The following is a 24816-nucleotide window of genomic DNA, read 5'->3' on the forward strand; positions in this document are numbered from 1 at the left end:
GCTCAGACGGGGCCCTCGTCGAGGAACCGGTCGTTGACCAGATAGCCGCCGTCGACCGGGACGGCCGCCCCGGTGACGAAGTCCGAGGCCCGGGAGGCGAGGAACACGGTGACCCCCGCGAGGTCCGAGACCTGGCCCCAGCGGCCGGCCGGGGTCCGGCGCCGGATCTCCTCGCCCTCGGGCCTGCGGGGCAGGTCGCCGTTGCCGTCGGTGGGGAACCAGCCCGGCAGGATGGCGTTCGCCTGGATGTTGTGACCGCCGAGCTCCGTGGCCAGCGAACGGGTGAGCCCGACCAGGCCCGCCTTGGTCGCCGTGTATCCGGCCGAGCGCGGATGCCCGAGCACCGAGTACATCGATCCGATGTTGATGATCTTTCCGCGGCCCGCCCTGCGCATGTGCCCGGCGGCCTCGCGGGCGCAGCGCAGCGGCCCGGTGAGATTGACGTCGATCATCCGCTCCCAGGCGGAGAGATCGCCCGCGCTCACGGGGTCGTCGAGAAAGATGCCGGCGTTGTTGACCAGGATGTGCACGTCGCGGTCGCGCCCGAGGTCGGCGAAGAAGCGGGTGACGGCCGGGCTGTCCGTGACGTCGAGCGGTCTGACCTCGAACTCGTCCGCGACGGCGGCGTTCTTGCCCGGGTCGCGTCCGGTGACCACGACCGTGGCACCGGCGTCCTGGAGGGCGCGGGCCATCGCGAGCCCGAGTCCGCCGTTGCCGCCGGTGACCACGGCGACCTGACCCTTCAGGGAGAACAGGTCGGGGGGGAATGCTGTTGTCATGACAGGCTCCAGACCGTTGGGGCAGGCGCCGGTGCGTGCGCCGGTGCGTGGGTGATGGGAGCGGGCGGGTTGCCGGGCGCGCGGGCGTGGCGCAGTGCCTCCGCCCGCGTGCGCCACAGCTCCTCGGGTGCCACGCCCTCCGCGCGCAGCCAGTCGTCGTCGTAGGACTCGGCGAGGTAGTTGTCGCCCCGGTCGGGGGCGATGGCGAGGACCGTCTCGGTGGGATGGGCGGTCGCGTAGGCCAGCGCGGCGAAGAGGACGGCGCCTCCGGACTCGCCGAGCAGCAGCCCCTCCTCGGACGCCATGACGCGGCACATCGACAGGGCCTCGACATCGTCGACGAGGTGCAGCGAGTCGAGGAACTCCGTATGCAGATTGCCGGGAACCCAGCTGTTGCCGATGCCGCGCACCCGGTAGGGCGCGAAGGGGAAGCCGAGGGCGGACGAGCCGAAGGAGTCGACCGCCCGCACATGCAGACGGGGGAAGTGCCGGCGGAGGGTGGAGCTGGTGCCGCTGATGTGCCCGCCCGTGCCGACCGCCACCACCAGGGCGTCGAGCTGCGGGAAGTCGTCGATGATCTCCCGCGCCGTGTGCAGGGCGTGGGCCCCGGGGTTGTCCGGGTTGACGCACTGGTCGGGCCGGTAGGAGCCGGGGATCGCCGCGAGGAGCTCGCGCACCCGGTCGAAGCGCGCCTCCTGGTAGCTTCCCGCGCTGTTCGGCTCGCGCACCACGTCGATCTCGGCACCCAGGCTCACGGCGTACGACAGCGCCGACGGCGTGGTCTTGGGATCCACCACCAGGATGACCCGGTACCCCTTCACCGCTCCGATCAGGGCGAGGGCCTTGCCGAGGTTGCCGGACGTGGACTCGACGATCGTCGCACCGGGACGCAGCTCCCCGCGCCGCTCGGCCTCCTCCACCATGTGGAACGCCGCCCGGTCCTTGACGCTGCCCGAGGGGTTGAAGCCCTCCATCTTGACGTAGAGCCGGCTCCTCGGGTCGGGGAGGACATGGCGCACCCGGAGCACCGGGGTGCCGCCGAGCAGTTCGAGCGCGTTCTCGTAGATCATGTCGGGTCTCCAACTGCTGCCCGTACCCGCGACGCGGGGGCGGCTCGGTCAGGCGAACATGCGCGGACGCGCGTGCAGGACGAGCACGCTGGGGCCGGGGGAACGCAGCGCGGCGGTCAGGTCGGCCCGGAGCCGGTCGGGGTCGGTGACGAGGGCGTCGACGCCGAACGCGCCGGCGAGCGCCACGAAATCGGGCTGCGCGAGGTCGTGGGCCGGCATGGCCCGCCCGTAGCCGTCGGCCGTGTACTGCCGCAGGATGCCGTAACCGCCGTCGTCGACGATGAGCCACGTGACGTTCAGCCGGTGCTGCGCGGCCGTGCCGAGTTCGGCCAGCGAGTACATCGCGCCGCCGTCGCCGCTGACCGCGAGGACCGGCACCGTGCCGTCCGCCACGGCGGCACCGAGCGCGGCGGGGAACGCGTAGCCGAGGCCACAGGCGCCCTGGGCCGAGTGCATGGTGCCGGGGCCGCGCGGGTCGAACGCCGCCTGGGCCCAGTACCCCATGATCGTCATGTCCCAGAAGCTGGGGCTCTCCGCCGGGAGCGCCCCGCGGATCGCGTCGAGCAGGCCGCGCTCCATGCCCAGCCCCTGCTCGTCGAGTCTCCGGTCCACGGAGATCCGTACCTCGGCCGCCGCCTGGGCAGCGCCCGCGTCGATACGGGGCGGGGTGGCGGCCACCAGCATCTCCAGGGCCGTACGCGCGTCCGCGTGCAGGGCGAGCGCCGGGTAGTTGACGCCCAGTACGTCGAGGTCGGCGTCGATGTGGACGAGCCGGCCGCGCGGCGCGAAGGCGAAGTGCTGGGTTGCGTCCTGGCTCAGGCCGGAACCGACCACGAGCAGGACGTCCGCGCTCTCCAGGAACTCCTTGACGTGCGGGTCCTCCATGTGCGACCGCAGGGACAGCGGATGCGCCCAGGGGAAGGCGCCCTTGCCGCCGTAGGTGGTCGCCACGGGCGCGTCGATCCGTTCGGCCAGTTCCCGCAGGGCCTGGTGGGCGCCCGCGCGGACGACTCCGCCACCGGCGAGGACGACCGGCCTGCGGGCGCCGCCGAGCAGACGCGCCGCCTCGGCCACCAGCTCGGGCCGGGGCGCGGGACGGCGGGGCACGGCCGGGAGCGCGCTCACGAAGGGGACGTCCGTCCGCTCCGTGAGCACGTCGACCGGGATCTCCACCCAGGTGGGCCCCCACGGCGGGGTCAGCGCCGCCTCCCAGGCCGCGGCGAGGGCCGAGGGGATCTGGGCGGCCGAGCGCACGAGGTGCACGGACTTGACGATGTCCCGGAACGAGGCCTTCTGATCCGTGAGTTGATGCCAGTAGCCCCGGGTCCGCCCGTCGAGGCCGTCGGACGGCACCTGGCTGCTGATCCCGAGGACCGGTGCGGACGCGGACGCCGCCTCCTGGAGCGCGGGCAGCGTCATGAGAGCGCCGGGCCCGGTCGAAACGAGCAACGGGGCCACCGAACCCGTACGGCGCGCGAAGGCGTCGGCGGCGAAGGCCGCGTTGTTCTCGGTCCGCGCTCCGACGTAGACGAGGTCCGAGCGGTGGAGGGCGTCGAACAGGGGAAGGGCGTGCTGCCCGGGGAGGCCGAACAGATGGGTGGCCCCGAGGGCCTGGAGGCACTCGATCACGAGGTCTCCGCCGTGGCGGAGCGGTGTGCCGACGCCGGACCCCGTGCCGGCCTCGTCGGAGGGCGGGAGGAACGAGGCGCCAGTCACCCCGCCGCCCGTCCGCTCACCGGTCTTGCTGCGCAGGCCTGTTCCGCTCATGGGGATGCTCCCAGGTGTCGGCGTCGAGGCCCCCGAGGAGGGTCTCGCCGTATTCGAAGACGTAGCCCGGGCCGATGCCGACCGGCGCCAGGGCGCCGAAGTCGGGGTCGTCGAGCAGCTGCGGGCTGAAGCGGAGCTCGGCCGCGCCCGTCCAGACGGCGGAGTACTCCGCACCCGTGACGTCCGAGGCCACCGTCTCGTACACCCCCGGGGCCTGGGGGATCCAGGGCGGGAAGACCCGGGTGTGGACCAGGGGCACGCTGTTCAGGGCGGGTGGCTCGTCCGCCGGACCCGTCAGGCTCACCCGTACGTCGGCGACGCGGTGGTCGTGCACGGCCAGCGAACCCCGGTAGACGCTGCCCGGCCGCCGCCGTGGTCCGGCGAGTCCGGCGGAGACGGTCCGCGTCATGTGGACGCTCCCGAACTGCTTCGGCATGCCCTGGATCCAGCCGCGGATCATCGGGACCGCGTGGTCCACCCACGCGTACGGGCACCGCGCCGCCGGCCGCCCGCGGTAGGTGACGGAGAGCAGCACCATGAACTCGCTGAACTGCGAGTGGGCCGGCTCCTCCAGCTCGGCGCCCCCGTCGCCGCACCACTGCCAGGAGCTGAAGGCCGCCGCCGCGGCGCCCGTCTCGGAGAGCTCCATACCGGGCGGCAGGAACCGCGCCGCGCGTTCCGGGTCGACGGTGTAGTCGACCCAGATGAACGTGCCGGAGAAGTGCCAGGGCGGCGGGGTGACCATCGCGGCCCGGCCGGAGGGCGACAGCGGCAGCGTGTAGCCGGCGAGGCGCGACGCGCCGAGGCCGGTGGTCATCCGAGCTCCAGGAGCAGCTCGCGCAGCCGCGCGACACCGGCGGCGACCGTGTCGCGGTCCCGCCCCAGGGCGAGCCGCAGATGGGACGCACCCTGCTGGTGGTCGGCCCAGTGGAACTGATGGCACGGCAACACCTCGACGCCGTGGAGGCGCAGCCGCTGCCAGAGCTCGTGGCAGTCCAGGCCCGGGAGGTGCACACGCTCGACGCTGACCTGGCTGTCCGCGTCGGGGAAGGCCACCCTCGGCACGTCGCCGAGCGTGTCGCGCACCTCCAGCCGGTTGGCGGCGATGTGCTCGTGGAGCTCGGCCAGACCGCCGTGGGCGGCGTCGTGGGCCAGCGCCTGCACGAGGGCCAGGAGGAAGGGCGAGACCTCCAACAGGATCTCGGAGTGGATGCGTTGGAGCGGAAGCGCGACTTCGGCGCCGAAGGCGAGGAAGCCCAGCTTCAGATCCTGGGTCGGCCACAGCTTGCCGGTGTCCTCGATGACGACGTAGCGGCAGCCGGACTCCTCCAGGACGGCGTAGTGGTCGTACTGGGCGCGGATGTCGAAGCCGCGGAACGAGGTGTCCAGGGCCAGCACCATGTCCCGCTCGGTGCAGATCCGGGCGGCGAGGCGGAGCCGGTCGGCGCCGAGGACCCGCCCGGTCGGGTTGTTCGGGGTGGTGATGAACAGGCAGCCGGCCTCCCGCGGCACCGCGAGCGCCAGGTCGCCCTCGTGCAGCACGTGCTCCTCCACGGGGAGCAGCCGGAGCCGGAATCCGCGCAGGAGGTCGGGGATGTTGTCGAAGGTCGGGTGCACGAGCGCCACGGGCCGCATGTCCTCGGCGAGGGCCCGGGCCAGGACGTCCATGGCCACCGAGGAGGCGTAGCAGTCCAGGATCCGCGCGGGATCCTTCGGGTACGCGTGCTGACCGAGCGCCCGGAAGAACTCGCGGTGGGCCTCCCGCCGGAGCACGGCCCGCGACACCCGGGCCGAGCGGGCGAATATCTCCGGGAAGGAGTCGATGATCTCCTGCTGTGTTCGCGTCGGCGTCTGCCGGGCGTGGCCGTCCGAGAGATTGACCTTCGAGTCGACCGCGAGGGATTCGAACTGGGTGAGATTCTCTTGCTGGAACACGAATTCTCCAAGGGGATGGATGGTTTCGGTTGACCGGGGCGCGCGCCGAAGGGCTGAGGGCGAGCCTCGAACAACGTCTACGAGACGGAGCGGCCTCCCGCAAGCGCACCCCCCTCCACGCGGGTCTGATCAGGTGACTTCCCGGTGCCGGGAACCGAGTTCCGGGGAGAGGGAGGGGTAGATTCCACGCTGTGGTCGAACAGACCGGTGAACACGGCGAGTTCGATGTCCGCTGGCGCCGAATCTGGAGTTGACCCATGACGGAGCTGAACACGCCGGCCCGCATGCACGAGATCTCGAAGGAGACCGAGGACATCGTCGACCGCGTCCTGGAATACGGGCGCGGACGCATTCTCGACGGAGGAGCGGATCTCGGCCGGCCGCTCACCGCGGCGGAATTGCGGGAACGGGCGGCGGGCACCATCACCGAGGACGGCATGGGTGCCGAGCACGCCCTGTCGCTGTTCGAGCGGGTCCTCGCTCCCTCCTGCATCACGGTCGACCACCCGCAGTACCTGTCCTTCATCCCGGCGGCGCCGACCAAGGCCGCCACCGCCTTCGACCTCGCGCTCTCGGCCTCGTGCGTGTACGGCACCTCCTGGCTGGAGGGCTCCGGGGTCGTCCACGCGGAGAACGAGGTCCTGGCCTTCCTGGCCCGGGAGTTCGGGCTCCCCGACAGCGCGGCGGGCGTGTTCGTGCAGGGCGGCACGCTGGGCAACCTCTCGGCGCTCGTCACGGCCCGCGAGCACGCCAAGCGGGAGCGGACCGAGCGGGGGCGGCCGCTGCCGCGCCGCTGGCGGATCCTCTACAGCTCCGAGGCCCATTCGTCGATGCCGATCGCCGCCAGGGTCATGGACGTGGAGGCGACCGTGGTCCCGGCCGACGCGGACGGCAAACTGACCGGCGACGCGGTCCGGCCCTTCCTCGACCGGTACGGGGAGGAGGTGTTCGCTGTCGTCGCCAGCGCGGGCACGACCAACTTCGGCGGCGTGGACGACTTCGCGTCCCTGGCCCGGCTGCGCGCCGACCACGACTTCTGGCTGCACATCGACGGGGCGTACGGACTGGCGGCGATGCTCGTACCCGAACGCCGCGACCTGTTCGACGGGGTCGGGTCCGCCGACTCCCTGACGGTCGATCCCCACAAATGGCTGTTCGCACCCTTCGACGCCTGCGCGCTGCTCTACCGGCACCCGCAGCGGGCCCGGGAAGCCCACACGCAGCAGGCCGAGTTCCTGCGCATCCTGGACGACACCGAGAGCTGGAACCCCCGGGACTACGCCCTCCATCTCACCCGCAGGGCCCGCGGGCTGCCGATGTGGTTCTCCCTCGCCACCCACGGCGCAGGCGCGTACCGCGCGGCCATCAGCCAGTCCCTGCGCCTCACCCGGGAGATCGCGGACGAGATCTCCGCGCGCCCGTACCTGTCCCTGGTACGGGAACCCGAGCTGTCCGTGGTCGTCTTCCGGCGCGCGGGCTGGGACGCGGCCGACTACGCCGCCTGGTCGCAGCGACTGCTCCATGATCAGCTCGCCTTCGTCGCGCCCAGCGCGCACCACGGCACACCGACGGCGCGTTTCGCCCTGGTCAATCCGCGGACGACCCGGGAACAGCTGCTCGAAGTCCTGGACACGATGGCCTAGTCGGGGACCCGACCGGCAGGAGGGAGCAAGCACCCGCTCGAAGAGGGACGGTGCGTGCTCGGCGCCGAGGCCGTCCTCGCTGATCGTTCCCGCTGCCTGCTGCCGCAGCGTCGCCGCGGAAAACGGTCTGCCGAGATCTCGTGCACGTGAGCCGGTGTGTTCAGCTCAGTCATGAGTTGAAACCTATCCGCATATGCCCTGGGCAACGACCTGAACGTGCGGCAGCCACCTGATCGGCCCTGCCGGAGACCGGTGCGGTTGCGAGAAGTGTGTCGACAGCCTGCTGATCCATGATCCAGTTCAGTCCACTCAAGACCTGTGGTTACCGTCTCGGTGCTCACATCGACTCAGGGCTCCTCTCCACAGGACGCATGCCGGAGTGACGATCGCGCACGGGTGAAGGTCCCGTATCGCGCCACGGTGGCGGCCAGATCTCCCCGCCCGGGAGGCCCCACTCGACGAGTCCGTACGGGTCCGCGGACGGCCCCTGGCTCACGTCCGCCCGCACACCATGCCCGGTCGCCGAGAGGGTGCTACGGTCGATCTACAGCGCTGCCTGGTCACTCGGCACCCCGGAGCCAGCAAGGAATCCGGGCTCATGAGGGACGCCGCCCCGTCTCGGCGTCCCCCTCATCGTCTCCGACCACGATGTGGCACTCACCGCCCCACCATCGCCTTCGCAGCCGGCCCTGGGACCTGACCCTTCCCCGCGGGCACGACCCCTGACGCCTTGGCCGAGGCCCTGCACACCGTTCAGCCAGCCACCCGAACGGCCCGGATCCGAGGCTCCCGGCCTGCTGGAGACGCACACCGCGGCCGGGCAGCCGGCTTCCTCGCAGTGCTTCACCAGTGCTTCACCTAGTTCACGGCTAAGGAGTCACGATGCCAAGCACGCATCCCACCCTGATCGCCGTCGTCGGCCCGGTCGAACCTTCGCTGTTGGCCGCTTGGGTCCGCCACTACCAGCACCTGGGCGTCGAGCGGTTCCTGATCGCCTTCTACTTCCCCGAGCACGTCACCGATCGGCGTCGGCACGAACTCCAGGCCACCAGCCGCGAGTTGGGCGTCATCCCCACTCGCACAAGCACCGGACCGTGGCACGAGCACACCAACACCCAGATCCGCGACTCTCTCCGCCGGACGGCCGGGCCCGGCTGGCACCTGCTCGCGGACGCCGACGAGTTCCAGCAGTACCACGCCCCACTCACCGAGGTCATCGCGCAGGCCGAGAAGTCCGGGCACCGCACGGTGGGCGGGCTGATGCTCGACCGCGTCGCCGCCGGCGGGCACCTCGTCGACTGGCCGTCCGACGGTGGCCTGGACCTCGCCTATCCACTCGGCGGCCACCTCACTCACCGACTCCTGCACGGCGACCCCCGAAAGAGCGTCCTCGTCCGCCACGACGTCTCCGTCGCCTCAGGCAATCACTGCGCCTTCGGCCACCAGCCCGATGCGGACCATATCTGCGTGGTGCACCATTTCAAGTGGCACTCCGGCGTCCTGGACGACCTCCGCCGACGGGTCCAGCACTTCTCGACCGGCACGTGGCAGGAACAGAGCCCTGCTGTACGAAGCGAGGCCAGCCGCCTGCTGGCCCACGTCGGTCAGCACAACGGCGTGATCAACGTCAGTGATCCAAGGTTGGCCTTCCGCCGCGTGAGTCTGCACCGGATGCCCTCCACCTGGCCCAGCGAGGCCCGCGGCATCGTTACAGCCTGGCGACCGTACGTGTACACCGATGACGGCGCTCACGCAGTCTTGTCGCGCGAGGGATAACCACCACGCGTGCCCTTCGCCGTTCTCCTTGACGGCTTCGCCGCGTCCGGGAAGACCACCGCCTCCACGGCTGGTACGGGCTGGACCACCCCGAGCGCACCTACGCCGCTCGCATCCAACTCCTTCTGACACGAAGGGATGCACGGTCATGCGACAAAGCACACAGACCCTACCGATCTATCAGTACAGTCATCTCACCGTCGAGCAGCAGAACGCGATCATCAGCAACGGGATACTCTCAGGAGAGATCGCCACGTTCGACGGAAAACTCCTGCGCGACTTCGAACACCGGGTAGCAGACCTCACCGGACGCGCCCATGCCCTGGCCGTCGACTCCGGCTCCTCCGCCCTGCGCCTGGCCCTGCGCGGCCTGGGCATCGGCCACGGACACGAAGTGATCATCCCGGAGGTCAGCTGGGTCTCCGTCGGCGCCGCCGCCGACATACTCGGTGCCACCGTCCGCGTGGCACCGGTCACCGACACCCTGACACCCACCTGGGACCAGATCGCGCCGCTGATCACCACGACCACCCGTGCCGTGATCATCGCCCATCTCCGCGGCCGCCCGGCCCCCGGCACCGGGGATATCGCCCGTCACCTCAAAGAACGGAACATCGCCCTCATCGAGGACTGCGCCCAAGCCTGGGGCGTCTACGTCGAGGGACGGCCAGCCGGCGGCTGGGGCACTCTGGCCACCTTTTCCACCCAGACCTTCAAGCTCATCGCTTCCGGTGAGGGAGGCGCCATTGTCGGTGACGACGCCGACACGATGGCACTGATGCGGGCCGTAGGATGCGACACCCGGGAGCCGAGCCCGCACGCCATGTGGCGGTGGACAGCGCGCATGACGAAACTGGCCGCCGGAGTGGCCATCCCCCAACTCGACTTCCTGCACAGCCTCGTCAGCAATCTGCGGGAACTCCAGCAGCAGGTCATGGAGGCCCTGGCTACGCAGCCCGCCCTCACGCTCGTTCCCGACCAGACCACAGCGATCGGCAACGGCTCCCATGTCGGCATGCGCCTGCGCAGCGCCGCAACAGCCGAGCAACTCTTCGGCGCGCTGGTCCGCGGCGGATACCGCGCTTGGTGGCCCGGCCCCGGCGCCCTGCACACCGCCTCCACCTGGCCTGTCCAAGCCGCCCATTCCCTGACCGACTTGGGCCGCTACCTCGACGTCCAGATCCCCTGGCTGCCGCCCTCCGAGCACCAGGGGTGGGCGGCCGAACTGGCTGCCCACATCGGGCACAGTCTGGAGGAGGCACGATGAGCACCTCTCCTGTCCGGACGGGCATCGTCGGCTGCGGCATGGTCGCGGTGGAGTACGCCCAGACGCTGGCCGCCGCCAATGGCATCGAACTCGGAGTGTGCGCTGATCTTGACGGCGCACGCGCGCAGTCCTTCGCGGACCGCCATCGCATCACCGCCGTGCCGGTCGATCACGCGCTGGATCCGGCCACGCTCGACCTCGCGCTCATCCTCACGCCGCCGTCCACGCATGCCGCTCTGGCCCGGCAGGCGATAGCCGCAGGTCTACGCGCGGTCTGGATCGAGAAGCCGTTCACCACCGATCCCGAGGACGCGACCGCGCTGCTCCAACTCGCACAGCGAACCAACATGCTGATCGGCGTGGCACCGGACACCATGCTCGGAACCGCCATCCAGACGGCCTCCGAGGCCCTGAAGCAGAACCTCGTCGGCGACGTCCTCTCCGCCACGGCCAGCCTCTTCAGCACCGGCCCCGAAGGGTGGCACCCAAGTCCCGAGCCCTTCTACTCCGAACACGTCGGCCCGCTCGGCGACATGGGGCCCTACTACCTCACCGCCCTCGACTATCTCCTCGGGCCCCTGCACGTCCGCTCCGCTATCTGCCGCACCCGGTCGGATCGGCGCGTAGGCTCCGGGCCCCACGCGGGCCGCCTGTTCACCGCACAGGCACCCACCTACGTGACTGCTCTGCTCGACACCGACACCGGGACGCCCATCACGCTGATCACCAGCTTTGACGCCGCCGGCTCCCGCGCACCGCATCTGGAGATCCACGGCACCGACGGCACCCTCGTCCTGCCCGACCCGAACGCCCACGACGGCCAGGTGCTGTACCTCCCCTACGGCCAACGAACCTGGACCCCCCTGAGTCCTGTCCCGAGCAGTGGCCCCTCCAGTCGCGGCCTGGGAGTTCTGGACCTCGCCGACGCGCTCCGCAAGGCCCACGAACCGCAGTGCTCCGCGCCACGCGCGGAACGCATCGTGCACCTCATCGGCGCCATCATCCGCGCCACTGCGCCCAGCACCACGCGTAGCCGCATCCCGGCCGCCCCATGAGCGCGAAGGGTACGTACGGACAATGGACGAGTTGAAGGTCGAGCAAGACCTAGTGCGGGCACTGTTGCGGGATCAGCATCCCGATCTCGCGGACCTCGAGCTGCGTGACGCCAGCGGAGGCTGTGACAATCAGCAGTGGCGCCTCGGGGAGGAACTGGCCGTGCGCCTGCCGCGCACCGAGCAGACGTCGGCTCTCCTGCGCACGGAGCACACGTGGCTGCCACTGTTGGCCAAGCGCCTGCCGCTGCCAACGCCCACCCCGGTCCGCATCGGCAAGCCTTCGAGCCTGTTCGAGCTCACCTGGACGATCGCACGCTGGGTCGAGGGTGAATCGGCCGATCACGCGCCGATCACCCGTATCGAGGCGGCCGAGATCCTCGCAGGGTTCCTGAGAGCGCTGCATCACCAGGCGCCGGCCGACGCCCCGACCAACCCTACGCGCGGGATCCCGCCGGCCGCATTGCATCGGGTCGACGATCGGTTCGAGGTCATTGCCGACTACGCGGACGCTGACGCTGCGCGGAAGGTGTGGGAGCAGGCCGTCGCGGCGTCCGCCTGGCAGGGCCCGCCGCTGTGGCTGCATGGTGATTTGCATCCGGCAAACGTGGTCGTCCGGGACGGGATGCTCGCTGGGGTGATCGACTTCGGCGAGATGTGCGCGGGCGATCCCGCGGCCGATCTTTCAGCCGCCTGGATCCTGTTGCCTGCCGGCGCGGCGAGTCGGTTCTTCGACTCCTATGAACGCGCCGACGAAGCCACCATCACCCGGGCTCGCGGCTGGGCTGTCCTGCGCGCCCTGGACCTGATCGGAATCGGACAGAAGGCCAGGCTCGGCCTACTCGGAGGCAAACCGGCCTGGGAACCAGCGGGCTACGCCACGCTTGAACGGGTCCTGACGGCGAACTGACCCTGTCTACTGCTCCGCTCTGCCGATCTCCAAGGGAAGGACACAGCGATGACTGAGCTGCGCTTGCACGAGGCGCTTTCCCTCTCCTTGGACCAGGCACGGGACATGGCCGCCCCGTATGGCATCGAAGTAATCTCGATGACCCCGCTCAAAGGCGGCCTGATGAACACCAACATACGCATCGACAGTGACGCCGCCCCGTACCTGCTGCGCGTCTACAATGAGGAACGCTCCCCGGCCGAGATCGAGTTCGAACTGTCCGCGCTGCACCGACTGGCTGAATGTGGCGTTCCCGCGCAACACCCACTGCGCGGCGGGCACGGCTATGGCGGCGAGTGGAACGGCCGCCTCTACGGCCTGTTCACGTTCCTCGACGGAGAGGCGCTGGAGGAGGACGCGCTGTCGGCACCCGTGAACGTGGCCATCGGCGAGGCAGTAGGCCAGATGCAGAACGCCTTCGAAGGCTTCGTACCGGAAGGTTCGAAGCCGCGGGCTGACGTCGAGTTCATCGACGGGCTGGTGAGTGAGTCGTACAACGCCCTGTGCGAGGCAGGTGCGGACGAGTTGGTGGAGGAGATCCGAAGGGGCTGGGCCGAGGCCCGGGCCCCGTTCGCGGACGACAGCCTGCCACTCTGTGTCCTCCACGCCGATCTCTTCCCGGGAAACGTGATCATCAAGGACGGCACATTCGCCGGATTCATCGACTTCGACGACGCCTATTTCGGCACTTCGCTCTTCGATGTCGCGATCGCTGCCATGCAGCTCTCTTTCACCGGGGAAACCGATCTCTGCCTCGATCTCGTGCAGGCATTCCTGGACGGGTACCACAAGCACCGGCCCCAGGTCGACGAGCGGCTGCTTGTGGACGCGATGCGGCTGAACTGCTTCCGCTTCTTCACGCTCACCCTGCCCCTGACCGTTGGCGAAGGAAGGATGCCGACGGACAACGTCTACCTCAAGCGGATCCGGTTCTTTGCTGAGCGGACCGCCCGCGACACCATCATCGACTCACTCCGATAGCCAATCTCCATCAAGATCGTCTCACGCCCCGCGGTCAACTTTACGAGGCCCCCACTGGGGGTGGTCGCCGTGCATGGCCTCGTAGTAGGGGTCGCCAGGGACGAGCTCGCCCGCCCGCACCGGCCGCCCGGTGAACGCCGCCTTGTACAGGGCGGCGGCGAACTCCAGGGTGGCGCGCGCCTCGGGGCCACTGCCCGGAGGCCGCTCGCCCCGGTCGAACGCGTCGAGGAGGACTCCGAGTTGAGCGGTGTGCGAGCTGCGCACGTCGGCGGCGGGGGTCCGCCAGGCCGCGGCACGCCCGGGGTCGACGTGCGGCGCGGGGGTGTAGACCCAGTCGTCGTTGCCGTACCCGTACAGATGGGTGAGTTCCAGGGTGGCGTCGGCGCAGTCGACACGGATGCGGCTGACCTCGTGCGGGGACAGGAGGCTGTTGACGACGGTGGCGAGCGCGCCGCTCCGGAAGCGGACCAGGGCGGTGGAGACGTCCTCGCTCTCGCAATCGTGGACCAGCCGGGCCGCCATGGCCCGCACCTCCTCCCACTCTCCCAGCAGGTACAGCAGCAGGTCGTACTGGTGGATGCCGTGACCCATGGTCGGCCCGCCGCCCTCGCTGACCCCGCGGTCGCGCCACGGCACGTACCAGGTGGTCTGGCAGTGCGCCACCAGCGGGGCACCCAGCTCGCCGCGCGCGATCAGGTCCCGGGCGTGGACGGCACCGGAACCGTAGCGGTGCTGGAAGACCACGGAGGCGTAGCCGCCGGATGCCTCCTCGGCGGCGGCGATGTCGTCGTACTCGGCGAGCGACATACACAGCGGCTTCTCGCACAGCACCCAGGCGCCCGCCTTGAGCGCGGCCACGGTCTGCTCACGGTGGAGCTCGGGTGGGGTGCCGATGAGAACCAGGTCGGGGCGTACGACATCGAGCATGGCCTCGGCCGAGGTGAACCCGGCGACCCGCGGACCCGCCGCGGCCCGGAACGCGTCCAGTCTGCGCTCGTCCACATCGACTGCGGCGACGAGTTCGACGCGCCCTGCATGGGCCCTGAGCCCGGGGAGATGGCTGTTGTTGACGATGAATCCGGTGCCGATGACAGCGACCCGCGGTGGGTACACCGGCTGGGGCGGCGCGTACGGCTGCGTTGTCACTGGGTACTCCTCACGGGACGGGACGGGACGGGACGGGACCGGGGACGGGTAGAACTGCCACGGGACTCAGGGCGGGCAGAACTGCCCGACCCCTCCACCGTGACACGCACAGCGACGGCCCGCCCCCGGAACCGTCACCGTGTGTGACGCGAAAGCGCGGCCGGGGCCTTCCAGAGGCGAGCGGGGACCTCTCCTCCTCAAGGAGAGGTCCCCGCCCGTCGCTCGACGGCACCACGACGACGGCCGCGGTGCCGTCCGCCGGTGCGGGACGGAGGGAACGACCGGGGCAGCGTTACGACAGCTGCGACTGGACCTGGGCCGAGATCAGCTCCAGGTGGTCCAGGTCGTCGAGGTCCAGGATCTGCAGATAGATCCGGCGGGAGCCGATCCCGGCGTACCGGCCGATCTTGTCCACGACCTCGGCCGGGGAGCCGGCCAGGCCCTTGGCCTTCAGATCGGCGACGTCACGGCCGATCGCGGCCGCGCGCCGCGCGACCTCCTGGTCGTCCCGGCCGACGCAGACTTCAAGCGCGTTGGAGTACGTCAGCGCTTCGGCGCCGCGGCCGGCCTCCTCCGCGGCGGCCCGCACCCGGCCGAACTGCCGCTCGCTGTCCTCGACCGAGGCGAACGGCATGTTGAACTCGTCGGCGTACTTCGCGGCCAGCCGCGGGGCACGGATCGCGCCGTGGCCGCCGACGAGCACCGGGAGCTTCCCCTGGGCGGGCTTGGGCAGCGCGGGCGACTCGGTCAGGTCGTAGTACGTGCCGTGGAAGTCGAAGGTCTTGCCGGGCGCGGTCGCCCACAGCCCGGTGACGATCGCGAGCTGCTCCTCCAGCCGCGCGCACCTCTCCTTCGGGAACGGGATGCCGTACGCCTTGTGCTCCTCCTCGAACCAGCCCGCGCCGAGTCCCAGCTCCACCCGGCCGCCGGACATCTGGTCGACCTGGGCGACCTGAACGGCGAGCACGCCGGGCAGACGGAACGTTCCTGCTGTCATCAGCGTGCCGAGGCGGATGCGCTTGGTCTCGCGGGCCAGGCCGGCCAGGGTGATCCAGGCGTCGGTGGGTCCGGGCAGGTCGGCGCCGCCCATGCGGAGGTAGTGGTCGGAGCGGAAGAAGGCGTCGAAGCCGAGGTCCTCGGTGGCCTTGGCCACGGTGAGCAAGGTGTCGTAGGTGGCCCGATGCCGGGGCTCGGTGAAGACTCGAAGGTCCATACGTCCATCCTGCATGCCGCACGCCGCGTCAACCTCGCTGGTACCGCCGGGGGTGTCGTCAAGTGAGCGGAGTGTCTCGGGTCCGGGATGATCACCGGGCTTGTTGATCTTCCCGGGGGAGGGAACGACCGTGAAGACTGCCGGGGCGGCGCGCCACCGCTTTCCGCTCTCCTTCCGCGAGGTGGAGGAGCTGCTGCTGGCCCGCGGGATCATCGTCTCCCACGAGACCGTCCGGGTCTGGTGTGACCGGTTCGGGTCCGAGTGCCTGCCGGCGCCGTTCACGGACCTCACCCTGGCGGCGCAGCAGCCGGTACATCGTCGACTCCGAGCATCATCTGGCGCCGGCCGCACTGTTTCGCCCGTGACGGGCATCGACGGTGTGGTGTCTGCGGCGCGTCCCCGGGCGTCCAGGTCCCGAGCGACCTCCGCGGCCGACTTCCCCGTCCGACCCGGCCAGTTCAACTTCTCCGACTCCCGGCGCATCCAGAAGCGGTTCGGCTTCCTCGGTCTGATCGATTTCGACGAGCAGTGCTACGCCGACCAGGTAACCGCCGAACGAACGAATCTGAAACCCTGTCAACCCTCACTGGCGAGCTGATCAGCACCTCTCGCGGAGCGGGGGAGCTCAGCTCGTTCGAGCTGCGGTGAGGCGTCCTCGACGGCCCGCCAGTGACTCATAAGATCAAAACCGGGCGAATCACCTCACTCGCCCATGGAGGTCTCCCGCAGCCATGCCAAGTCCATCGCTTTCTGTCGTCGTGCCGGTCTACAACACCGAGCGGTACCTGAAGGAATGCCTCGATTCGCTGTCATCGCAGACCTTCGGCGATTTCGAATGCGTCATGGTCGACGACGGCTCCACCGACGCCAGCCCTGACATCGCCGGAGCTCATGCCAGCCGTGACAGGCGCTTCCGACTGGTGCGCCAGGACAATCGCGGCCTGGGCGCAGCGCGCAACACCGGCCTGCAGCACCTGGACCCGAGCGGTCGCTATCTGGCGTTCGTGGACAGCGATGACGTGGTGCCGCCCAACGCTTACCAACATATGATCACCACGCTTGAGGCGACGGGATCGCAGCTGGCCACTGCCAGGTGCGTGCGACTGGCAGCCGGCAGGTTCTGCCCTGTGCAGGGCGACTGGAAAGCCGGCGTCGGGCGGCGGTTGAGAACCGACGTCACCGAAACCCCTCAGCTGGCGGGGGACTGCGCCGTGTGGAACAAGATGTTCCGGCGCGCCTTCTTCGACAGCACCGGCTTGGCTTTCCCCGAAGGCGTTCACCATGAGGACCTCGCGGTGTGGCCCCGTGTCCCTTTCCTGGCCACGAGCATCGATGTACTGCCTGATGTCGTGTACTACTGGCGGGTCCGTGACCGGGGCGAGCTGTCCATCACTCAGCAGTCGATGCTTCCACGCGCGCTGGTAGACCACGTCGCTGCTATGGAAAGCGCCCGGAACTGGCTCCGGGACCGACCCGAACCCCGCGCCCGAGTCTGCCTCGATGCACTCGACCAGTACCTCCTCACCGACCGCATCCCCTTCTTGTTCCCATGGGTGTACCTGGGAAGCAGCGCCTACCGCGCCGTATACCGGCAGCATGTTCCCCGCCTACTGGCCGCCATCGGCCCGGAGAAATTGGCCAGGCAACGAGCCGTTTCGCGTCTTGGCTACCGCCTTGCCCACCTCGTCAGCGGCCTCAGTACCCACCGTCCAGACGCCCACCCCGGACCTGGGTCGTCCACCGCCTGTTCCGGACTGCGAGAACAGGTGGCGACTCCGGCCCGTCGCCTGGTACCAGCCATCGTCGCCGTACGAGGATGGCTTCGGTCCACTCGACTGAAGGAAGATCTGCAAGGTGCTCAAGCCCGTCAGCACCACGAACGCCATGCCGTTGGCGAACCAGATGATGCCTGATAGCTAGCAGCAGTCCGCTATCTGACAGGCCGGTGCCGCCGTGCTAAGGGCTGTCCCGCAAGTGCTGGCGACGACATGTACCGCCCGCTCACCGACCCCGCCCTGTGCCTGAACCCCGAGGCCCGAGCCCGCCTTGACCCGAGGCGGCACGACATCTCCAACGCACGTGCCGTGTACGCCCGTTGGCTCCTGCTGGACTGGCGCGCGATGTGCGATCCCGGGCGGGGACCTCTGGAGCAACGCGTACGAGTCGATCTGGACCCACCGGACCGGACCGGACCGGATCGGCCGGTGAGGGCCGAGGTGAGCAGGAGCCCCCGGCCGCGGCGGGCGAACCCAGCCTTGCGGCGATCCGTCAGTCGGCGAAGGTGCCGACCAGCCGCTGCGGGGTGATCCTGACCGCCACCCGCACCACCTCAGGCGGCAGCTCCAGGTACTCCTCGCCCGCGCCGGGCCCCTCGTACTGCTCGGCCAGTGCGACGGCCAGCTTCCGGCCCTGGTCCTCGACCACCGTCGCGGTGCCGCGTACCTCCAGGTATCGCAGCGGGTCGGCCCGGTCGTAGACCGTCAGGCTGACCCGCGCGTCGCGCTCCACGTTGGTGACCTTGCGGCGGCCGGCGGCCGAGGAGAGCAGCAGGTCATCGCCGTCCCGGGCGACCCAGACCACCGAGGTCTGCGGGCTGCCGTCGGGGTTCACGGTGGCCAGCACCGCGGGATTCACGTCGTCGAGAAGTCTGCGGGCGGCATCGCTCAGCTTGATCGTCACGCCCGCGACCCTAGCCAGGCCGTCAGACGGTGTCGACCGAGATATCCAGCGCCGACGCGTACACGGGACAGTCCGACTACCGCGGCGTGTTCTGTTCCGTTAGGTGACGGAGCGGCGGGCCATGCCCACTCACGTTCGGGCCGCCAGGGCCGCCTCGACGCGCCGGTTGGTGGTCATGGTCGCCGTGACGGCGGTCATCGCGAGGAGGAGGACGGCGGCGGTGTAGAGCGGGGTGCGGATGTCGTACGTGGTGGCCAGCCAGCCGCCCACGAAGGCGCCCACGGGCGCGGCGCACATGGCCAGCATGCGGGAGGTGGAGGCGACCCGGCCCATGAGGTGGGCCGGGACGATCGCCTGCCGGAGGGAGGGGGCGAGGACCATCGTGGCCCCCATGCCGGCCCCGCAGACGGCGAGCGCGAGCCCGGCCACGTACGGGTTCGGGGCAGCGGCGAGGCCCAGGACGGCGAGCCCCTCGACCGCTGCCGTGCAGGTCAGCGCGGTGCCGGTGCCGAGTCGTCGGCCCAGGGAGGAGGCGACGGCCGCGCCGAGCAGACCGCCGGTGGCCTCCGCCGTGAGGAGCAGGCCGAAGCCGTACGTGTCGATGCCGAGGCGGTCGTGCGCGAAGAGCGCGAGAACGGTCTCCACGGCGACGAAGGCGACGTTCCCGACGGCCGGACGCAGCGCGAGCCCGAGCAGCAGCCGGTCCCGGAAGACGTACGAGGCTCCCGCCCGCGCCTGCCGGAGCAGCGGCTCGCGGGCCTCCGGCGCGGGCCGGGGCATGGCGGGAAGCGAGCGTACGAGCACGGCGGAGACCAGGAACGACACGGCGTCGGCGAGCAGCGGAACCGCCCGCCCGAGCGCGAGCAGCGCACTGCCCGTCGGCGGTCCCGCGAAGCCGGACATGGCGGTCTGGGCCCCGCGCAGGCGGGAGTTGGCCCGTTCCAGGAGCGCCGGGTCGCGGCCGAGCAGATCCGGCAGATAGGCCGTGGCGGCCGTGTCGAAGAAGAGCCCGCCGAGGCCGAGCAGGAAGGCGACGGCCGCGAGCAGCGGAATGCTCAGCGCGTCGAGCGCGGCCGCCACCGCCGGTATCGCGAGCAGCACCGCACGCGCCGCGTCCACGACCCACATCGTGCGCCGCCGGTCCCAGCGGTCCACCAGCGCGCCGCCGAGCACGCCGAAGAGCAGCCACGGCAGCGTCCCGGCGGCCGTGACGACGGCGAGCGCCATCGGATCGCGTGTCAACGTCAGCGCGATCAGCGGCAGCGCGGCATGGGACACCCCATCACCGAGCGAGGACACCGTCTGAGCGGTCCACAACCGCCCGAACCCGACCGGCAACTTCTTTACGGCTGAAGTCACTTGGCGCCCCCCTCGGCCTGTCTGCGCGGCGCCGGGTGGAACAGCGCGAAGACGAGCGACGCGTCCGGCAGCGAGGGATCGGACAGCTCGCGGTACTCGTTCGCCAGCGCCTCAAGCCGCGCCCCCAGCTCCGCGAACTGCTCCTCGGTGAGCCGCAGGTGCGCCATCCCCACGTGCCGCTCGCCGTCCGTCGGCGACGCCTCTAGGTCCGCCACCGCGTGCCGCATCAGCACATCCGGCCCGCCCTCGCCCGGATCCGGCAGCACGATCGACCGCGCGGCCATCGCGTAGTACCGCTCGGTGACCCCCCGCACCTTCCGCGTCCGCACCACCTTCACCAGGCCGGCCCGCTCAAGGAGCCGCACGTGATAGCTGGAACTCCCCTTCGCGAGGCCCACCCGCTCGGCGATCTGCGTGATGGTCGCCGGCTCGAAGCGGAGCACGGCCATGATCCGGTGGCGCGTCAGATTGGAGACGGCGCGAAGCTGCTCGTCCGTGGTGACGTGAAACGTCTCGGGAAGATCGTCGGTTGGCATGCGAGCAATGGTCAACGTTTCTTGACCATTAGGCAAGGGGTTATCCGCAGGCACGGGGATCTCGATCGAGAGTCCGGTGGCTCAGCGCGACGTGGGCAGCCGCAGGACGAAGCGCGCACCGGTCCGTCCGTCCGGCCCGCCGGACCTGCCCCGTTCCGCGTGAGCGTCCCCGCGTGCGCCTGGGCTCCCGGGCCGCGATGGACAACCCGAGACCCGTGGACCCGGAACCGCTGCGGAAGCGCTCGAACCGAAGCGCGCCCGCGACCTCCGGAGGCAGTCCGGGACCCGCGTCCTCGACCCTCAGCGTGCCGTCCCCGGCCACTGTGACCAGCACGATCGGGGTCGGCCACCACGACCGTCTCCTCGGCCTCGACCCGTACGCGATGGTCCGCGCGCGGTGTCTCGTCGACGACCGCCTCCACCAACTGGTCGAGCCGCAGCGGCTGACGTGCCGGTACGGCCGGGCCCGGGTCGGCAGGCTGTCGACCAGTCGGCCCATGCCCTCCGCCAGGCGCAGGGTGCGCCGGTGCACCTCCGCGCTGCCCGTCTCGCCGCGCAGCGCCGTCTCGGCGAGCGTCCGGAGCGAGGCCGCCGGGGTACGCAGATCGCGCGCCGCGTCCGCGAGGAACGCCTCCCGCCGGCCCAGCACGTCGAGCGCGGGCCGTACTGCCAGCCCGACAGGAGATGCCCGACGGCCGCCAACAGCAGCACCAGCACCGCGCAGCCGCCCGTCACGATCCACACCAGCCGCTTGTGCTCGGCGCACGGGCCGGCCGCGTCGGCCACGGCGACGAGAACGCCCTGCGGGCCCTCGTCGGCGGCCGCTTCGGGCGCACAGAAGGGCTGCGCGAACACCCGCACCGGCCCGCCGTCCCGCGTACGCCGGTCCCACGCGGGCGTGTCGTCCACGCGCACCGCCCCCCGGCCTGCCTCAATGACCACGGCGGGGCTCATGTCCAGGCAGGGCTCGGCGGACGCGTGCTGGACGGTCAGCCGGTCCGGGGCGTCGGCGTCCACGCGGAGAAGCATCCGGTCGAACACCGCAGTCGTACGCGGTGACGAACAGCGCCTCGTCCGCCTGCGGCAGATCGGGCACCTCGTCGACGGCGAGCCCCGCCGCCCGCAGGGCGGCGGCCACACCGGACCGAAGGTTCTCGTCATCCTCGACCAGCAGTACGCGCACGCCGTTCACCCTGGCGAAGCCGCGCAGGCCCGCCCCTCACCGAAGCCCCGGCCCCCCTCCCTCGCCCGGCACCAGACGCACCCGGTCCACCCGCGGGTCGTACGCGACGGGGTCGCCCGGCTCCTGGAAGTGGACCGCGATCCGGGTTCCCGACCGGTAGGCGTGGAGGCCCGCTCGGCAGTACGCGACGATCGGTTGCGGCAGGGCGTCGAGCGGGAACCAGGCCATGCCGTCGCACACCTCCGGCTCCCTGATCCGTGGTGTGCCCCGCCAGCGGCGGACCTCGAAGAAGAAGCCGACCCGGGCACTCCCGGACGGTGCCCGGTGGTGCACGGTGAAGGCCGCGCGTACGTCCGCCGGATCGACCACGAGGCCCGTCTCCTCGCGCGCCTCGCGGACGACGGCGGTGACGACGTCCTCGTGCGGCCCGTCGAGGTGCCCGGACGGGAGGTGCCACATCCCCGCCGCGTACACCCCGCCGGCCCGCCGGGACAGCAGCACCTCGTCGCCCGCCGCGCCTTCCCGGAGGGCCATCAGATGTACGTCGAGCGGCTCGGTGTGGCGTGGTCCGGAGGGGTGGGACATGAGGGGTTCCCTTCTGAGGCGGCCTGGGCGTATCCGACGAGTGAGAGGGGCGTACCCACTCCATCCCTCGCGCAGCCTCAGCTTCAGCCTCGGGCCCTCGCCTGTTACTCGGCGGTAAGTCATGATGAGCCTCAACATCCTTACGGCGGGCAGGGGCTGAGACGACGGTGACGGCTTTCGAGGAACGGGCCACGGTGCACGCCTTCCGGGACGACGCGCTGGGGGAGCACGACGCCGTCGGGCTCGCGGCGGCGATCCGGCGCGGGGAGGTCGGTGCGGCGGAGGCCGCCCGGGACGCGGCGGAGCGCGTGCGGGCGGTCGAGGCGCGGCTGAACGCGGTCCAGGTGCGCGTCGAGGACCCCGTGCCCTCGGCGTCGGGCGGCGGCGCGCTCGCCGGGGTGCCCGCCTTCGTGAAGGACAACACCGACTATCTGGGCCTGCCCACCGGGCACGGCAGCGCGGCCTTCGCGCCGCGGCCCGCCCGGCGGCACGCGCCGTTCACCCGGCAGTTCCTGAGCAGCGGCGTCACGGTGCTCGGCAAGACCAGGCTGCCCGAGTTCGGGTTCAGTCCGAGTACGGAGTACGAGGGTGCCGAGCCGGTCCGCAACCCGTGGAACACGGGCTTCTCGGCGGGTGGTTCGTCGGGCGGCAGCGCGGCCCTCGTGGCCTCGGGCGCGGTCCCGATCGCGCACGCCAACGACGGCGGCGGGTCGATCCGTATCCCCGCCGCCTGCTGCGGCCTCGTCGGACTCAAGCCGACCCGCGGGCGCGTCGTGACGAACGCCCAGAGCCGCCAACTGCCCCTGGACATCGTCTCCGACGGCGTCCTGAGCCGCTCCGTACGGGACACGGCCGCGTTCCTCGCCGCCGCCGAGACCCACTGGCGGAACCCCGAACTGCCGCCCGTGGGCCTGGTCGAGGGCCCCGCCGAGCGCCGGCTGCGCATCGGCTTCCTGGTGGACTCGCCGAACGGCGTCCACGCCGACGGCGACACCCGCGCGGCGGTCCTGGAGACGGTGGCGCGGCTCGAACGGCTCGGCCACGCGGTGCGGCCGGTGGAGCTGAGGATCGACCCCCGCTTCACCGACGACTTCCTCACGTACTGGGGGATGCTGTCGTTCCTCCTCGGCGTCACCGGCCGGACCCTGGGCACCGGCTTCGACCGCCACCGCATGGACGGCCTGAGCCGGGGCCTGCGTGAGGCGTACGTGAAGGAGTGGCGGCGCACGCCGGGCGTACTGCGACGCCTGAGGCGTACGAGGGAGGCGTACGCGGCGGCGTTCCGCGGGCTCGACCTCGTCCTCACGCCCGTGCTCGCCCACACCACGCCGCCGATCGGCCACCTCAGCCCGGCCGTTCCGTACGGGACGTTGATCGAACGGATCCTCGCGTACGTGGCGTTCACCCCGGTCGACAACGTCGTGGGCACGCCGTCGCTCTCGCTCCCGGTCGGCGCGACGGCCGCCGCGGCGACCGCCGCGACGGGGGCCGGACTGCCCGTCGGTGTCATGTTCTCGGGCCGCCCGGGCGCCGAACGCACCCTGCTCGAACTCGCCTTCGAGCTGGAGGCGGACCGCCCGTTCCGGCGCATCCAGGATCTGTAGCGGCCGAGAAGCCTCAACTGCCCACTTCGACAGGCCTGTTGACGAATGGTCTGGACCAACCTACCTTCGGCTTGAGTGCACGCCCTTCCCCGGACTCTCCCCCCCCACGTCCCAAGGAGCACGCATGCCAGCTCGCCGGATCGCCCGCGCCCTCGGAGCGGGTCTCGCCGCCCTGTTAGCCGCCACCGCGCTCGCCGCCCCCGCCGCAGAAGCGGCGGCCTCGCCCGCCGCGCCCGCGGCGGACACCTGCGCCCTGAAGCCGAGGCCCGCCGGAAAGGTGCTCCAGGGCTACTGGGAGAACTGGGACGGCTCGGCGAACGGCGTGCACCCGCCGTTCGGCTGGGCGCCCATCGACGACCCGCACTTCGCGGCCCACGGCTACAACGTCGTCAACGCCGCCTTCCCGGTGATCCGTTCGGACGGCACCGTGCTGTGGGAGGACGGCATGGACAGCACCGTCCGGGTCTCCACCCCCGCCCAGATGTGCAACGCCAAGGCGGCCGGGGCCACGATCCTGATGTCCATCGGCGGAGCCGCCGCGGGCATCGACCTCAACTCGCGGGCGGTCGCCGACCGCTTCATCGCGACCATCGTGCCGATCCTCCAGAAGTACAACTTCGACGGCATCGACATCGACATCGAGACCGGTCTGGTCGGCAGCGGCAGCATCGGCACGCTCTCCGCCTCGCAGGCCAACCTCACGTACATCATCGACGGGGTCCTGGCGCGCATGCCCGCCGGATTCGGCCTCACGATGGCACCGGAGACGGCGTACGTCACCGGCGGCAGCGTCGCGTACGGCTCGATCTGGGGCGCGTACCTCCCGATCATCAAGAAGTACGCGGACAACGGGCGCCTGTGGTGGCTCAACATGCAGTACTACAACGGCAGCATGTACGGCTGCGCGGGCGACTCCTACTCGGCGGGCACCGTCGCCGGCTTCGTCGCGCAGACCGACTGTCTGAACAAGGGCCTGGTGATCCAGGGCACCACGATCAAGGTCCCGTACGACAAGCAGGTCCCGGGCCTGCCCGCCCAGCCGGGCGCCGGCGGCGGCTACATGTCCCCGTCCCTCGTCGCCCAGGCCTGGAACCGCTACGGCGGGGCGCTCAAGGGCCTGATGACCTGGTCGGCGAACTGGGACGGCTCGAAGGGCTGGACCTTCGGCGACAACGTCAAGGCCCTCCAGGGCCGCTGACCGATCGGGCCGGCACGCGAAGTCCCCCCACGGGGCTGCGGGTGTTCCTCCTCCGGCAGGCGGCGTCCTGCCGCAGGAGGAACACCCGCGCGTC

The 24816-nt window shown here is 70.9% G+C and carries 20 protein-coding genes and 1 pseudogene; 10 read left to right on the forward strand and 11 right to left on the reverse strand.

Annotated features, from left to right (window positions below):
- Positions 1–2: 2 nt before the first annotated feature.
- The 5 genes from ABTZ54_RS02410 to ABTZ54_RS02430 are packed head-to-tail and all read right to left on the reverse strand — an operon-like array spanning position 3 to position 5551.
- Entirely contained in the window at positions 3–779 is a 777-nt protein-coding gene (locus ABTZ54_RS02410) for an SDR family NAD(P)-dependent oxidoreductase (protein ID WP_351656049.1), read from the reverse strand.
- Positions 776–1849 carry a PLP-dependent cysteine synthase family protein gene (locus ABTZ54_RS02415; protein WP_351656052.1) on the reverse strand — a complete coding sequence of 358 codons (1074 nt, stop codon included), beginning with the start codon at positions 1847–1849 and terminating at the stop codon, positions 776–778. Before ABTZ54_RS02415 ends, ABTZ54_RS02410 begins: the two co-directional genes overlap by 4 nt.
- Before the next feature lie 48 nt (positions 1850–1897).
- Complete coding sequence (locus ABTZ54_RS02420; RefSeq protein ID WP_351656056.1) at positions 1898–3616, reverse strand: thiamine pyrophosphate-binding protein; 1719 nt, start codon at positions 3614–3616, stop codon at positions 1898–1900.
- The gene (locus ABTZ54_RS02425) at positions 3582–4433 is read right to left on the reverse strand and encodes an acetoacetate decarboxylase family protein (RefSeq protein WP_351656062.1); all 852 of its coding nucleotides are present in this window, start codon (positions 4431–4433) and stop codon (positions 3582–3584) included. The genes ABTZ54_RS02420 and ABTZ54_RS02425 overlap by 35 nt, the downstream gene beginning before the upstream one ends.
- The gene (locus ABTZ54_RS02430) at positions 4430–5551 is read right to left on the reverse strand and encodes an aminotransferase class I/II-fold pyridoxal phosphate-dependent enzyme (protein ID WP_351656067.1); all 1122 of its coding nucleotides are present in this window, start codon (positions 5549–5551) and stop codon (positions 4430–4432) included. The genes ABTZ54_RS02425 and ABTZ54_RS02430 overlap by 4 nt, the downstream gene beginning before the upstream one ends.
- Before the next feature lie 257 nt (positions 5552–5808).
- Here ABTZ54_RS02430 and ABTZ54_RS02435 point away from each other — a divergent pair, with 257 nt between their 5' ends.
- The 6 genes from ABTZ54_RS02435 to ABTZ54_RS02460 all read left to right on the forward strand — a co-directional run bounded on the left by ABTZ54_RS02435 (position 5809) and on the right by ABTZ54_RS02460 (position 13219).
- Positions 5809–7194: a pyridoxal phosphate-dependent decarboxylase family protein gene (locus ABTZ54_RS02435; RefSeq protein WP_351656073.1), complete on the forward strand. Its 1386-nt coding sequence runs from the start codon at positions 5809–5811 to the stop codon at positions 7192–7194.
- A gap of 882 nt (positions 7195–8076) precedes the next feature.
- Complete coding sequence (locus tag ABTZ54_RS02440) at positions 8077–8970, forward strand: glycosyltransferase family 2 protein (protein ID WP_351656078.1); 894 nt, start codon at positions 8077–8079, stop codon at positions 8968–8970.
- 148 nt (positions 8971–9118) lie between these two features.
- Entirely contained in the window at positions 9119–10237 is a 1119-nt protein-coding gene (locus tag ABTZ54_RS02445) for a DegT/DnrJ/EryC1/StrS family aminotransferase (RefSeq protein WP_351656084.1), read from the forward strand.
- Complete coding sequence (locus ABTZ54_RS02450; RefSeq protein ID WP_351656088.1) at positions 10234–11292, forward strand: Gfo/Idh/MocA family protein; 1059 nt, start codon at positions 10234–10236, stop codon at positions 11290–11292. Before ABTZ54_RS02445 ends, ABTZ54_RS02450 begins: the two co-directional genes overlap by 4 nt.
- Before the next feature lie 22 nt (positions 11293–11314).
- Positions 11315–12199, forward strand: a complete 885-nt coding sequence (locus ABTZ54_RS02455; protein WP_351656091.1) for an aminoglycoside phosphotransferase family protein — start codon at positions 11315–11317, stop codon at positions 12197–12199.
- 48 nt (positions 12200–12247) lie between these two features.
- Positions 12248–13219, forward strand: a complete 972-nt coding sequence (locus ABTZ54_RS02460; RefSeq protein ID WP_351656094.1) for a phosphotransferase — start codon at positions 12248–12250, stop codon at positions 13217–13219.
- A 21-nt stretch (positions 13220–13240) separates the two neighbouring features.
- Here the strand turns inward: ABTZ54_RS02460 and ABTZ54_RS02465 are convergent, their stop codons facing one another.
- The gene (locus ABTZ54_RS02465) at positions 13241–14365 is read right to left on the reverse strand and encodes a Gfo/Idh/MocA family protein (RefSeq protein ID WP_351656098.1); all 1125 of its coding nucleotides are present in this window, start codon (positions 14363–14365) and stop codon (positions 13241–13243) included.
- 292 nt (positions 14366–14657) lie between these two features.
- Positions 14658–15578: an LLM class F420-dependent oxidoreductase gene (locus ABTZ54_RS02470; protein WP_351656103.1), complete on the reverse strand. Its 921-nt coding sequence runs from the start codon at positions 15576–15578 to the stop codon at positions 14658–14660.
- 157 nt (positions 15579–15735) lie between these two features.
- Between ABTZ54_RS02470 and ABTZ54_RS35660 the strand changes: the two are divergent.
- Both ABTZ54_RS35660 and ABTZ54_RS02480 read left to right on the forward strand, forming a co-directional pair.
- Positions 15736–15834 (forward strand): annotated as a pseudogene (locus tag ABTZ54_RS35660) (IS6 family transposase); the annotation flags it as partial.
- A 475-nt stretch (positions 15835–16309) separates the two neighbouring features.
- Positions 16310–17491, forward strand: a complete 1182-nt coding sequence (locus ABTZ54_RS02480; protein WP_351656108.1) for a glycosyltransferase family 2 protein — start codon at positions 16310–16312, stop codon at positions 17489–17491.
- 355 nt (positions 17492–17846) lie between these two features.
- On the opposite strand, the gene ABTZ54_RS02485 is transcribed toward ABTZ54_RS02480, so the two are convergent.
- From ABTZ54_RS02485 to ABTZ54_RS02500, 4 genes are all read right to left on the reverse strand, one after another.
- Complete coding sequence (locus ABTZ54_RS02485) at positions 17847–18257, reverse strand: PPOX class F420-dependent oxidoreductase (RefSeq protein ID WP_351656114.1); 411 nt, start codon at positions 18255–18257, stop codon at positions 17847–17849.
- A 129-nt stretch (positions 18258–18386) separates the two neighbouring features.
- On the reverse strand, positions 18387–19616 hold the full coding sequence (locus ABTZ54_RS02490; RefSeq protein ID WP_351656120.1) for an MFS transporter: 1230 nt from the start codon (positions 19614–19616) through the stop codon (positions 18387–18389).
- Positions 19613–20152 (reverse strand): ArsR/SmtB family transcription factor, encoded by a 540-nt coding sequence (locus ABTZ54_RS02495; protein WP_351656126.1) that lies wholly within the window; start codon positions 20150–20152, stop codon positions 19613–19615. The genes ABTZ54_RS02490 and ABTZ54_RS02495 overlap by 4 nt, the downstream gene beginning before the upstream one ends.
- Positions 20153–21371: 1219 nt before the next feature.
- Positions 21372–21920 carry an NUDIX hydrolase gene (locus tag ABTZ54_RS02500; protein ID WP_351656133.1) on the reverse strand — a complete coding sequence of 183 codons (549 nt, stop codon included), beginning with the start codon at positions 21918–21920 and terminating at the stop codon, positions 21372–21374.
- 167 nt (positions 21921–22087) lie between these two features.
- Between ABTZ54_RS02500 and ABTZ54_RS02505 the strand changes: the two genes are divergently transcribed.
- Positions 22088–23524, forward strand: coding sequence for an amidase (locus ABTZ54_RS02505; RefSeq protein ID WP_351656138.1), 1437 nt, complete (start codon positions 22088–22090; stop codon positions 23522–23524).
- A gap of 124 nt (positions 23525–23648) precedes the next feature.
- The gene (locus ABTZ54_RS02510; RefSeq protein ID WP_351656144.1) at positions 23649–24722 is read left to right on the forward strand and encodes a chitinase; all 1074 of its coding nucleotides are present in this window, start codon (positions 23649–23651) and stop codon (positions 24720–24722) included.
- The last annotated feature ends 94 nt before the right edge of the window (positions 24723–24816 follow it).

It is taken from the genome of Streptomyces sp. NPDC094032, from assembly GCF_040303965.1.
GTDB lineage: Bacteria > Actinomycetota > Actinomycetes > Streptomycetales > Streptomycetaceae > Streptomyces.

Excerpts from the sequence above, each read along its gene's own strand:
- ABTZ54_RS02410 (WP_351656049.1), bottom strand. The coding sequence starts at position 779 with ATGACAACAGCATTCCCCCCCGACCTGTTCTCCCTGAAGGGTCAGGTC.
- ABTZ54_RS02415 (WP_351656052.1), bottom strand. The coding sequence starts at position 1,849 with ATGATCTACGAGAACGCGCTCGAACTGCTCGGCGGCACCCCGGTGCTC.
- ABTZ54_RS02420 (WP_351656056.1), bottom strand. The coding sequence starts at position 3,616 with ATGAGCGGAACAGGCCTGCGCAGCAAGACCGGTGAGCGGACGGGCGGC.
- ABTZ54_RS02425 (WP_351656062.1), bottom strand. The coding sequence starts at position 4,433 with ATGACCACCGGCCTCGGCGCGTCGCGCCTCGCCGGCTACACGCTGCCG.
- ABTZ54_RS02435 (WP_351656073.1), top strand. The coding sequence starts at position 5,809 with ATGACGGAGCTGAACACGCCGGCCCGCATGCACGAGATCTCGAAGGAG.
- ABTZ54_RS02440 (WP_351656078.1), top strand. The coding sequence starts at position 8,077 with ATGCCAAGCACGCATCCCACCCTGATCGCCGTCGTCGGCCCGGTCGAA.
- ABTZ54_RS02445 (WP_351656084.1), top strand. The coding sequence starts at position 9,119 with ATGCGACAAAGCACACAGACCCTACCGATCTATCAGTACAGTCATCTC.
- ABTZ54_RS02450 (WP_351656088.1), top strand. The coding sequence starts at position 10,234 with ATGAGCACCTCTCCTGTCCGGACGGGCATCGTCGGCTGCGGCATGGTC.
- ABTZ54_RS02455 (WP_351656091.1), top strand. The coding sequence starts at position 11,315 with ATGGACGAGTTGAAGGTCGAGCAAGACCTAGTGCGGGCACTGTTGCGG.
- ABTZ54_RS02460 (WP_351656094.1), top strand. The coding sequence starts at position 12,248 with ATGACTGAGCTGCGCTTGCACGAGGCGCTTTCCCTCTCCTTGGACCAG.
- ABTZ54_RS02470 (WP_351656103.1), bottom strand. The coding sequence starts at position 15,578 with ATGGACCTTCGAGTCTTCACCGAGCCCCGGCATCGGGCCACCTACGAC.
- ABTZ54_RS02480 (WP_351656108.1), top strand. The coding sequence starts at position 16,310 with ATGCCAAGTCCATCGCTTTCTGTCGTCGTGCCGGTCTACAACACCGAG.
- ABTZ54_RS02495 (WP_351656126.1), bottom strand. The coding sequence starts at position 20,152 with ATGCCAACCGACGATCTTCCCGAGACGTTTCACGTCACCACGGACGAG.
- ABTZ54_RS02500 (WP_351656133.1), bottom strand. The coding sequence starts at position 21,920 with ATGTCCCACCCCTCCGGACCACGCCACACCGAGCCGCTCGACGTACAT.
- ABTZ54_RS02510 (WP_351656144.1), top strand. The coding sequence starts at position 23,649 with ATGCCAGCTCGCCGGATCGCCCGCGCCCTCGGAGCGGGTCTCGCCGCC.